The sequence below is a fragment of the Halodesulfovibrio sp. genome (assembly GCF_025210605.1).
Classification (GTDB): Bacteria; Desulfobacterota; Desulfovibrionia; order Desulfovibrionales; family Desulfovibrionaceae; genus Halodesulfovibrio.
Genome location: NZ_JAOARI010000017.1, coordinates 172,001 through 184,001, shown reverse-complemented (window position 1 = coordinate 184,001; position 12,001 = coordinate 172,001). Strand labels below are relative to the sequence as shown.

General features: G+C 45.4%; 9 protein-coding genes. 3 read left to right on the top strand and 6 right to left on the bottom strand.

All coding sequences use genetic code 11. The features are described 5' to 3' along the window. Positions 1-5: 5 nt before the first annotated feature. The 4 genes from malQ to rimO form a co-directional block, all read right to left on the bottom strand. Entirely contained in the window at positions 6-1,508 is a 1,503-nt protein-coding gene (gene malQ / locus N4A56_RS06320) for a 4-alpha-glucanotransferase (RefSeq protein ID WP_295545866.1), read from the bottom strand. 72 nt (positions 1,509-1,580) lie between these two features. Next, complete coding sequence (sppA, locus tag N4A56_RS06315; RefSeq protein WP_295545864.1) at positions 1,581-2,483, bottom strand: signal peptide peptidase SppA; 903 nt, start codon at positions 2,481-2,483, stop codon at positions 1,581-1,583. Further along, a complete protein-coding gene (locus N4A56_RS06310; RefSeq protein ID WP_293670707.1) occupies positions 2,470-4,182 on the bottom strand; it encodes a 30S ribosomal protein S1 in 1,713 nt (570 codons plus the stop codon). The genes sppA and N4A56_RS06310 overlap by 14 nt, the downstream gene beginning before the upstream one ends. Positions 4,183-4,390: 208 nt before the next feature. Then, positions 4,391-5,689, bottom strand: coding sequence for a 30S ribosomal protein S12 methylthiotransferase RimO (rimO, locus tag N4A56_RS06305; protein ID WP_295545860.1), 1,299 nt, complete (start codon positions 5,687-5,689; stop codon positions 4,391-4,393). 73 nt (positions 5,690-5,762) lie between these two features. On the opposite strand from rimO, the gene N4A56_RS06300 reads away from it, so the two are divergent. After that, positions 5,763-7,316, top strand: coding sequence for a PAS domain-containing sensor histidine kinase (locus N4A56_RS06300; protein WP_295545857.1), 1,554 nt, complete (start codon positions 5,763-5,765; stop codon positions 7,314-7,316). 161 nt (positions 7,317-7,477) lie between these two features. Then, positions 7,478-8,107, top strand: coding sequence for an RdgB/HAM1 family non-canonical purine NTP pyrophosphatase (gene rdgB / locus N4A56_RS06295; protein WP_295545854.1), 630 nt, complete (start codon positions 7,478-7,480; stop codon positions 8,105-8,107). A gap of 64 nt (positions 8,108-8,171) precedes the next feature. Here rdgB and N4A56_RS06290 read toward each other — a convergent pair whose 3' ends face one another. After that, the gene (locus tag N4A56_RS06290; protein ID WP_293670702.1) at positions 8,172-9,347 is read right to left on the bottom strand and encodes an aromatic amino acid transport family protein; all 1,176 of its coding nucleotides are present in this window, start codon (positions 9,345-9,347) and stop codon (positions 8,172-8,174) included. Between the two features lie 724 nt (positions 9,348-10,071). Between N4A56_RS06290 and N4A56_RS06285 the strand changes: the two genes are divergently transcribed. Then, entirely contained in the window at positions 10,072-10,875 is an 804-nt protein-coding gene (locus N4A56_RS06285; protein WP_295545851.1) for a DUF4344 domain-containing metallopeptidase, read from the top strand. Between the two features lie 71 nt (positions 10,876-10,946). Here N4A56_RS06285 and argC read toward each other — a convergent pair whose 3' ends face one another. Then, complete coding sequence (gene argC, locus N4A56_RS06280) at positions 10,947-11,999, bottom strand: N-acetyl-gamma-glutamyl-phosphate reductase (RefSeq protein WP_295545849.1); 1,053 nt, start codon at positions 11,997-11,999, stop codon at positions 10,947-10,949. Positions 12,000-12,001 lie beyond the last annotated feature (2 nt).

Here is a 12,001-nt window from a genome sequence, read left to right as displayed (position 1 = left end):
GTCTGTTATGTCCAGCGTCCAAATAATCCTGTAAGCTGTGATAGTTTTCTGAACATAGGGTGGTGCTGTTGGTCTTTGGTCATACGCCACTCCCAATTGCCATTTGCCGTTGATGGTGTGTTCATCCTAGCTGCATTGTCCAGACCGATAATGTCCTGAACGGGGAATATAACGGTGTTGGCAACACTCTGCATGGCGAGGCGTAAAAACGTGATGTGGACATTGTCGATGTCTGTACATTGTCCAACAAACTCGTGCAGATTATTTCGACCTTGGTCTCCAGCTTCGGTTGCGTACCAACCTTTTACCGTCGAGTTGTCATGTGTGCCTGTATAGAGCACACAATGAGGCTCATGGTGGAATGGTGTATCAGGGTTTTGGGTAAGGTCACCGCCGAATCCGAATTGTAGTATTTTCATACCCGGTAAACTGAATTGTTGCTTGAGTTCGCGTACATCTGCCGTGATTACTCCTAAGTCCTCGGCAATGATAGGCAGTATGCCTAGGCGGAGGGTGAAAATCCTAAACAGTTCCATTCCCGGTGCATCAATCCAGCGTCCGTTGATGGCAGTTGTCTCTGATGCAGGGATTTCCCAATAGCCAGCAAAGCCACGGAAGTGATCGAGCCTAATTTTATCTACGAGCGCGATATTATGACGCATGCGCCGTACCCACCACTCGAAGTTTTCATGCCGCATGGCGTCCCAATTAAAGACAGGATTTCCCCAACGTTGCCCTGTGGCACTGAAATAGTCCGGTGGAACTCCACCAACATGCGTAGGCTCACCGTTGCCATCCAATTTAAATAAATGTGGAGATGTCCACACATCTGCGCTGTGGTGGGTAACATAGATCGGAATATCGCCAATGAGGTTCAACCCGTTTCTATTGCAGTATAAACGCAGCCTGCGCCACTGTGAGAAGAAAATATATTGAACGTACTCTTCGTACTCAATGGCATCTCGATGGGCATGATCCCATTGGATAAGCGCATCTCTTTCACGGTATTTTAGGGGATCAGGCCATTGGCTCCAGATTTTCCCCGGATATTCATCCATGATGGTAACGAAGCGTGCATAGTCCCGCAGCCAGTGAGCATGGTTTTCTTTGAAAACTGCGAATCGTGGGCAGGTGTTGAGTGATTTTTGTTTTCGTGCATAGGCAAGCCGCAGAAGGTGAGCTTTGTAGATTTCCACTGCGCCGTAGTTAACATGCCCTTCATGTCCCTGCGGAGCGTCTCGTACTTCTTCCCATGTGATGATACCATCTTCGACCATCATTTCAGGACTGATAAACAGCGGGTTACCTGCAAATGCAGACCAGCTGGCATACGGGGAATTCCCCATTATTTCTGTGGTGGGAGTTGTTGGCAGAAATTGCCAGTAAAGTTGTCCGTGAGATCGGAGAAAGTCCGCAAAATCATACGCAGCAGGACCTAGGTCACCAATGCCGAACCGCGAAGGAAGTGAGGTAATATGTAAGAGTACGCCGCTGGAGCGAATATTCATAAAGAGCCTCCAAAAGTCGAGTTGCACTCCTTTCTATAGCATGGAGGCAGCCGCGGAGACTAGCACAGAGGCTTAATTATACAGAAGCTGGATAGAGTTCTGTTCCCGCACGGTGTTAACTGGTGCAAGGTCGAGAACAGAGGAGAGCAGTTCTTTCAGAAGGCTTTGTTCTTTTTTAGGACCTTCTTCAAGTGGGAGGGGCTGGTCAAGGTCACAAAGTTTTGCCAGTTCCATATACGCTGTTTCTCTGTCACCCAGCATATCAACAAAACCAAGCTTGAAGGCTTGTTGCCCTGTCATGGCGCGACCATCAGCATATGGCAAAATCTTTTCGCGTTCCATTTGGCGACCTTCTACTATTACATCAATGAACTGGTTGTACATATCCATAATAATAGCTTGCAGGTAATCTCGTTCTTCCTTGGTCATTGTCTGGAAAGGACTACCGGCTGCTTTAAGTTTGCCGCTTGTAAGTGAGAGATAGGAAACGCCGATTTTTTGCATCAGCCCTTTGAAATTGGGAAGCTCCATCTTTACACCGATAGAGCCGGTGAGGGTAGCCGGATTTGCAATAATTTTGTGTCCGGCTGCTGCTATGTAGTACCCGCCGGAAGCTGCCACTGTGCCCATAGAAACGACAACCGGCTTAACTTTAGCAAGGCGTTTGATAGCGTAATACATTTCCTGTGAAGCTGCGACACCGCCACCCGGTGAGTTGATGCGTACAACGACACCTTTGATGGAATCATCATTACGGAGGGTGCATGCCCAGTCGGAAACTTTGCGTGAATCTGCAATAAAGCCGTTAACATTAATCACGCCGAATTTTTCCTGCGTGAAGTACGGCATGTCATTGCCTTTCGTAACGCGTAAAGCCGCAGTAGCGCCTGCGAACAGGGCTACTGCGGCAATAATTAGCATTATGCCAAACAGAAGCGGATGCTTCTGCGAGAACTTAGGCTTATTCGCCTGCATCCTCAAGCTGCTTGAAGATATCGCCGAGGGTCTGCTGACCACCATCGGAACCGCCGGAACGGAATTCACGAGGCTTTTTGCGATCTTCTTGTTCTTGAAGTTGCTTGATGGAAAGTCCGAGACGACGTTCTTCAGCGCTAACGTGGATAACTTTAGCTTTGATAGTTACGCCTTCTTTGAACATTTCAGAAGGAGATTTCACTTTTTTCTGAGAGATTTCAGAAACGTGAACGAGACCTTCAATGCCTTCTTCTACTTCAACGAAGAGACCGAAGTCAGTGATGTTAGTTACAACACCTTCAACGATGGTACCGTTAGGGTAGTTGGAAGGAACTTTAGACCATGGATCTTCGGAAAGCTGTTTAACACCGAGGGTGAATTTTTCGCTGCCCTGATCTACTGTAAGAACTTTTGCCTGTACAGTGTCGCCAACCTGGAAGAGTTCGTTAGGGTGACGGATCTTTTTGGTCCAAGAAATGTCGGATACGTGAATCAGGCCGTCAATGCCATCTTCGATACCGATGAACATACCGAATTCGGTGATGTTCTTGATAACACCTTCAAGGATAGTACCTTCAGGGTATTTTTCAGCAACGATTTCCCATGGGTTCGGCTTAACTTGTTTCATGCCGAGGGAGATGCGTTTTTTATCTTCGTCTACGCCGAGGATAACAACTTCAACTTCGTCGCCTACACGTACCATCTGGGATGGGTGACGGAGTTTACGGGTCCATGACATTTCGGAAATGTGTACGAGACCTTCAACGCCTGGCTCGAGTTCCACGAATGCACCGTAATCAACGAGGTTAGTAACCTTGCCGCTGAGACGCTGACCTTCAGGGAATTTAGCAGTGATGTCCTGCCAAGGATCTTCAACAAGCTGTTTGAGACCAAGAGATACTTTCTGGTTCTCTTTGTCGAAGCTGAGAATTTTAAGCTCGAGTTCCTGACCAAGCTGTACCAGCTCTTTTGGATGGCGGATACGTTTCCAGGACATATCAGTGATATGCAAGAGACCATCGAGACCGCCGAGGTCAACGAATACACCGTATTCGGTGATGTTTTTCGCTTTACCAGTAACAATCTGACCCTCATCAAGAGTGAGGAGAAGGTCCTGACGTTTGGAATCGCGTTCTTCTTCGAGAAGTACACGGCGAGAAACGATAACGTTGCTACGACGACGATTGATCTTCAGTACACGGAATTCAAACTCTTCGTTCACGAGTGCGTCCATGTCTGGCACTGGGCGCAGATCAACGTGGGAGCCAGGAAGGAATGCTTCAATGCCACCGAGGTCGACTGTGTAGCCACCTTTGATACGACGAACGATGCGGCCAGTAACGACGGAGTTCTTTTCCTGAACTTCTTCGAGCTGGTCGAACATCTGCATGCGTTTTGCTTTTTCAAAGGACAGGGTGATGGTGCCTTCCATTTCGTTCTTGCGAACAACGAAAACATCCACCTTGTCCCCTACGCCAACGCTTACTGCGCCGTCTGCATCTGCAAACTCGGAAGCAGGGATCTGACCTTCTGACTTAAAGTTTACGTCAACGAGAACGTAGTCATTGTCCACGCGAACGATTTCGCCCTTAACGATTGAACCTTCATCAAGCTCACCAAAATCGGAGCTAAGGTAATCTTCAAGAGCAGCCTCAAAGCTCATTTCAGCTTCGAGTGAGTTATTTTCCATGGTTTCCATAAAGAATCCTCCAACCAACAAAAAAATTTTTCCCACTTGGAAAGTGAGATGCGAACAGTTAGCAAATTACCGTTGAGAACTCAACAGAAAATGCTGTGAATATCAGGATTTTACCTTTGATAATTCCTTAGTTCGCCCGTTTTGCGTATGTTTTTCGTATAGTAGACTCTATTTTGCGAAAAAACATCTCAAAAAAGGCTTCAGCGCATTATGCAAGGGCGACAAGGTCATAATCGCGTGTTTCTACGATTTCTGCTTCGACCATGTTTCCAGGTTCAACACCCGGACCACTTACATAGGTAATGCCGTCCACTTCCGGTGCTTGGAACCAAGTGCGCCCAACGTGCAGACCCGGCCATTCGTCGTGTTCGCTGTCGACAAGAATGTCCATTCGCTGCCCTTCATATTGCTCTAAAATATCCTCGCTGATGTCGCCTTGGATTTCCATAAGCGCATCGCGTCGCCACTCTTTTTCTACATCATCAATCTGATTTTCCATAGCTGCCGCAGGAGTGCCTTCTTCAGCCTGATATGAGAAAATACCGAGGTGATGGAAACGGGTCTCAATGATGAAATCTCGCAGGTATTCCCACTGTTCCTCTGTTTCACCAGGATAGCCGACTATAAGACTGGTACGAATGGCAGCTTCCGGAAACACGTCCCGTATGCGGTCAATAACTTCTCGCGGATTGCGGGCAAACGGGCGTCCCATTCTGGAAAGAACATCAGGATGAGCATGCTGAATAGGTACATCAAAGTACGGCACAAAAGGTTTACCGGCATCGCGGAGATATTTGAGAAACTCTGTGGAAAGTCCAGCAGGGTACAAATACATGAGGCGTAATCGCTCAAGTCCATCAAGCGGTAAAATTTTATCCAGAAGTTCCCGCAAACCGTGCTTGAGCCCCAGTTCTCTTCCGTATGCTGTAACATCCTGTGCGACAAAAATCAGCTCTTTTACACCGTGATCCAGTGCATGTTTCGCATCACGGACGACTGTCTCGGCAGGAGTTGTACGTAAGTCTCCGCGGATAGACGGTATAGTACAGAATGCACATTTGTGGTTACAGCCGTCACTGATTTTTAAATATGCATACGATGGACCAGTTGAGATAATACGCAATGGGTCTTTAATGAGCGGAAGTTTCATTGCCTTAGCAATCATTTCCGGCCATTCGTCCATTTGTGTATTGGTCAACCACAGATCAACTTCAGGAATTTCAGAAGCAAGGTCGTTTTCACCAAAGCGACCTACAAGACAGCCGACAACAGCAATCAGCGGGCGTTTGCCTGCTGCCATGTGTTCAACATCGGCAACAGCTTGAAGGATAGTCTGAACGGATTCTTCAATGGCAGGCTGAATAAAGCCACAGGTGTTAATTAAAACAAGGTCTGCTTCTTCAGGTGCTTCAACCGGCGTAACTTGTTCACTCACAGCACCTAAAAGCCATTCGCTGTCGACTCTGTTTTTCGGACAGCCAAGGCTGATGGAATAAATATTTATCATGGGGCGATTTCCAGTGTATATACTATTTTGACTGATATAATTCTATTCGTTGCTCTGCCATAGGAGATCATACGTGAAGATTAAGCAATATTTTGAAACAGGCAAAGACATATTCACAACGCTGAACGTTGCAACTGTCGGGTATCGCGATTCCTACCGAGAGTTGTTAATGCATCTGTTTTCTACAACAGTGCCGGACGGCTTGGTGCGAATCAAAATTTTAGCTATTGCCTGTGCGCCGTATAATGAGTTGCCCGGTCTTATGTCTCTTGACGGTGTGGCGTTCTATGACAGTGTTGAGGAGCTATGCGAGAATATAGCAGATGTCAATATAGTCTTCGACCTTTCAGAGGAAGGTGAATATATTGAAAAGGTTAAGCAATGTGCTCCGAAAAATGTGTCGGTTGTCGGCGGCGATGCCATGCTTTTATTCAGAAAGACTGTGATTGATCCTGAGCCGTTGGAAATTAAAGCATGTGATCTGGACAGAGCGCTTGGGTTGTTCAGTACATTTGTTGATAAAGCTGAAGAGGAATTTTGGTTGCTAGACAAGGAGGGGGTTGTTCTTGATGCAAACAGCGTTGTGCTTAATAGGGAACGGGATGAAGAATTTGAAGGGACGCATGAAAAGCTGGTAAATAATGTTCTACTTTACGCATTGCAGCCGGGAAATGCCGTTACTGAATCTATTAACACTGCTCGACGTACAGATCAGGTGGTCACCAACGTTACAAGCGATGGTGAGTTACAATATTTCGGACTATCCGCGTACCCTGTGGTAAAACGTGATGGAACCGTACGCTCTGTTATTTTGACACGTAGAGATATCACCGAAAACTATTTCATGGTGCGTAACCTTCAGCAGACAGAAAAGCTGGCAGCAGTGGGGGAAATGTCTGCTTTTGTTGCTCATGAAATACGTAACCCCTTGTTCGCCATAGGCGGCTTTGCAAATGCCCTGCTAAAACAGAATCATTTAGAAGGTGGCGATAGAAAGAAAATAGAAATAATCTTCAATGAGTCTAAACGACTTGAGAAAATTCTTAAGATTATTCTTAACTTTGCACGTCCGGCGCATGGCTCGGATGGTGAGGTTGATGTCAATGAAGTTATTATGGAAGCACTCGGTTTGCTACGACTTAAATTTGAAGCGCAGGGTGGCATAGTTATTAGCAACTTGAGTGAAAAGGTTGCAAAAGTCCGTGGTAACCCAGACCAAGTTAAGCAGTGTGTCATCAATGGGATTAAAAATGGATTTGAAGCAATGCCCCATGGCGGCACATTGAAGGTGGAAACAACTCTCAGTGCAGACAACTGGGTAATAGTGCGAATTATCGATTCCGGTGAGGGGATTCCGGATGATGTTCGTGAGCATATCTTTAATCCGTTTTTCAGTACAAAAAGTGGTGGTACTGGTCTTGGGTTGGCTATGACGAAAAAAATTATCGAAGATATGGGTGGCAAGGTGAAGTTACGCAGTAAACCATACAAAGGAACGATGCTGGCTTTTTATTTGCCACCGATTTCTCTAAATCCACCAAAGCCTCCTAAACAAGAAACAAAGGGCAGCGAAGATGATACGGGGAATGTGGGATTTTTCGGTGGGCCGGCTGAATATATTCCATAGACAGAACACGGTAGAATTCAGGGCAGCTGCGGACGTATTTTATGCTTGATGCGTGGGCGGATATGCTACTAGGATATGTGGTTTGAATGATGAATAGTAGATTCGGATACTCAGAATCTACATAGCCATATAGAGCATCCGCTGCATACAAGGATTGTGTAATGGAAAAAATTATTGTGCTTGCAACTCGCAACGCAGGAAAAATTGCTGAGCTTGAAAAAACACTCAGCGAGTACGGTCTCACCGTAAAAGGGCTTGATGCCTACCCTGAGATTGGTGAAATTGTTGAAGATGGTGTTACCTTTGAAGAAAATTCTCTTATCAAGGCGCGTACTGTTGCGCAGCTGACAGGGCATGTTGCAGTAGCAGATGACTCTGGATTGGAAGTTGATGCCTTAGATAAAGCTCCCGGTGTGTATTCTGCTCGCTACAGTGATGATACCCTAAATTTAAAGGGTGAAACACGCGACAAGCGAAACAACGAGAAACTGCTTATGGAGCTTTCCGGTATTCCGCATGAAAAGAGAACAGCACGTTTTCGTTGTGTGATGTCTGCATGTGCACCGTCCGGTGAATGCATTACTGCATCAGGTGCATGGGAAGGCTTTATCGGTACTGAAGAAGTGGGCGATAACGGTTTTGGATACGACCCTCTCTTTATTGATGCTGCTGATGGGTCTGTTTCTGCGTTGCTCAGCCGTGAAGCAAAAAATGCCCGTTCGCATCGAGGTAACGCATTAGCTGCGTTGCTTTCTCAGTGGGATGATTTTTGGAAAGAGCATGGCAAATAAAATATAGCAGTAAAAAAGCGCCCGACAATTGTCGGGCGCTTTTTTTGTGTCCGTGTTCCGAATGTTAGATGTAGGCTGCAACGATGAGGAATACACCGCATGCAGAAGCAAATGCGATGCTCAATTTGCCGCCTGCAACTTCATAAGGAGCTTCCGCATTTGTTTTGCTGCGTTCGTTACGCAGTTTCCAGCTCATAGCACACGGCAGGCAAAGACAAAGAATGGCAAAGCCGACACCTGCATGGGCAAGTGCTTTAATGAAGCTGTCTGGAGAAAGATAAGAAGCTATAACTGGCGGGGCAAATACTACAATAGTAGCGATCACTCTATGCAACTGAGATTCACCAAGACTGAATGTTTCGCTGGCAAGGTCGTACAGTGACAATGACACACCGAAGAAGGAGGTAACCAGTGCAAAAGATGCAAAGAGTGAAAGAACTGCTTTAATGAAAACAGAGCCTTGTGCAATGGCAGCAATAAGAGAATCCACGTTGCCAGCCATCTGGTCAATTTTTGTCATCGGAATACTGCCGAGAGCAAGGAAAAGCCACAGGGCGTAACAGACAAGAGGAACAATTGTTCCGATAATCATAGCCCAGTAAAGAGTTTTTCTGTCGCCATCAACGATCTTACAGCTGCTAGGAATACAGAAGTGGTATCCGTAGGCTGCAAATAAAATAGGCAAGCTGCCAAGCAGGTAATCATAGTTTGGAGCAACTGCGAGCAGGTTATCAAAATTAACAGTAGAACTGAGTGATGTGAAAGCAAAAGACATTGCTAACACCATAATAATAAAAAATGTGTTGTTAAAACGCAGGATGGTTTTGGTTCCGCAAAAAACAATGAACGCCATTATTAACGCGAAGGTTATGGAGCAAACAGAATTGCTGATTCCGCTAGCGGCAATCTGAGGAATGTTGGCAAGAATACTTCCCATGCCTGTAATGTAGGCAACAAGCAGTGCATAGAGAAGAAAACCGAGACTCGCTACGGCAATGACTTGCCCCGGGCGTCCCAGCACTTTTTTTACCATTTTATTGAAATTTAATCCGGGACCGACCTGCATGTCGACTTCAATAAGGAGCAAACCGGAGTAGAGCGCTAATGCCCACATAAAGACAAGTAAAACACAACTCATGGTGAACCCGAGATTGCCGACAGCCATCGGTAGACCGAGCATCCCTGCACCAATTGTTGAACCTGCAACTATACATGAAGCACTAAATGCTTTTTTCTTCATATCGAACCTCCCAGTTGATGTTGTAGTCGTACGTAAAGTAAAAATTCTCCGCTGTCTAAAAAATAGTCTTATGTTACATGCATAGCAGTGTTCGCTAATGCAAAGAAACAACAGTCTTTTTTGTTTTTGATAAACATATTTAGCAGCACTAAAATGTATAAAGTTGTTTTATTATATACTCGATATAATGTAATAGCGTGCTGAAATTTGAAAATACGTTCATTTTTTCTCATTTAATTAATGAGAAAAGTTCAAATCGAAAAAAGAAAAGATACGCCTTGTGTACCATGAGTTGTAATTTTTTTCGCATCATTTTTCTTCCCTTTAACAAGGCACAACTGTTTACAATTACGTTCTAAAAAAAATGAATGCATGATGTTTTGTAGATTCACTACGGAAAAATGGCTGACAAATATGTGTAACTATTCGTTGCACTGGTGAAAATAAGCATATTGCTAATAGCTGTTACAGTAGACACTTATTAAGGTATAAGAAGAACCAAGATTGTTGACTATGCCCTTGGCTGTCAGATTGGCGTTTAGCGTTGCAGCGCAAGGGATACAGGATGGTTTAGAATCCAAAAAAGATTTGAACATGTTGTATATGAAGCTGCTGCGTGCAGGTTGGTCATCAGTCTGGGACTCAATCGGTGTTTATTCTCAAGGAAATAACAAAGGATACTGATTGAATGTATGATGTCGGCAATGTGTGGAGGATAGACACCATGACAAGACGTATCGTAACCGCTTTTTTGATATGCAGTTTTTTGCTCGCACCGATTACATCGGCATTGGCAGCTGGTAATGCACTTTCAATACAATATGAAGAGCCGCAAAACGGAAAGCAGCAAAGAGCAAAAGACGCGATTAAAGATTCCGGAGTCGTTGAAAAAATTGCTGAATATATCAACACAAATCTACAGCTTCCTGAACCTATGACGTTGCGCATTACGGCAAATGGGTCAGATGAAGCTCGCTACGACAATAAAACACGAACAATCGAAATTCCGTACGGGCTTTGGAGTGAGTGCCATACATGTTTTGAAAAGGAGTATTCTGACAAAGACGTTGGCAACGTTCTAGATGAACTTTGCAAAGCTGTTGTGGCGTATTCTATTTATCGGGAATTGGGGCATGCGTTTGTGGATGTATACGATCTGTCAGCAAGAAAGTATGCTGATACTGCAACTGATGAATTTGCCGTGCTGATGCTTATCGACAGCTTTAATTCAGGAAGAGATATGGCGTTGATAGCAGGTGATTATCTGGTTTTGAGGGATAAACAACGTTATAAAGTAGCTGATAAGGATTTGATAAGTAAGCTTGTGCTGCACAATACACGAGTTCTTGCTGCGTATTGCATGGCGTATGGTGTTCTGCCTGATGAAGAGTTGAAACAGGAAATGCTCGAATTGAAGATATCTGAAAAGCGCTTGGAACAATGCATAGTTGATGCTGAATCCAAGGTGGCAGAGTGGGTGGAATGGTTAAAACGGCATGGCAAGCTACATGAACAGCAGCACGACTAGCGGCTTGCTCAGGATTTTGTAATTAAAAAAGGTGAATCGTATACGATTCACCTTTTTTTGTGGCATATTACTTACGGAACCATCGGGGCGAGTTTAAGTCCTTCTGTGATGTCCAGTCCGCACATAATGTTGGCGTTAGCCAAAGCTTGACCGGAAGCACCGCGGCAAAGGTTGTCGATGGCGCTAACGATGATGAGGCGGTTTGTACGCTTGTCTATAACAAGCCCTATGTCACAGAACATGGTTCCGCGAACATACTTAGTTTCTGGTAGCTTTCCAGTAGGCAGTACCCGCACCCATGGGTGCTTGCGGTAGGCTTCTTCATAAATTGCGTGTACGTCATCCAGCGTCATGTCTTCTGATAACGTTGTGTAGATTGTAGAAAGGATACCACGGTTGATTGGTAGCAAGTGCGTATTGAAAGAGACTGTAATGTCATCTTCTGCGATCAGGGAAAGCTCTTGCTCAATTTCTGGCGTATGGCGGTGCGTGGTTAATCCATATGCTTTGAAACTGTCCGAAACTTCACAGAACAGTGTACCGACGTTTGCTTTTCGACCTGCTCCGGTTGAGCCGGATTTAGAATCAATGACAATCCCGCTTTTAAGAATAAACCCTTCCTCAAGAGCAGGGTATAAGCCTAGGATTGCAGAAGTCGGGTAGCACCCCGGATTTGCAACAAGCTGCGCTGTAGCCACTTTCTCGGCGTACAGTTCTGGCAGACCGTACACAGCCTTATCAAGCAGTTCGCATTGTGTATGGTCACATGCGTACCAATGTTCGTATTCATCTTTGTCACGCAAGCGGAAATCTGCTGACAGATCAACAACCTTCAATCCTTTTTCCAGCAGAACCGCAGCGATCTCCATAGCGGTACGATGGGGAACTGCGAGGAATACGAGGTCACATGCCTGCGCAAGGTCATCTGCATCCGGCTCTGTAATTGTCAAATTGCCGTTGTCCATGCCGAGCATGAACGGGTAAATATCATGTAGTTTTTTTCCGGCTTCTGCACGCGAAGTAACACGCACCAGTTCGAAGTGGTCATGAGTCTGCAAAAGGCGCATCAGTTCCATTCCGGTGTATCCGGTCACCCCTACTAAGCCTACTTTAGTCTGTGCCATTT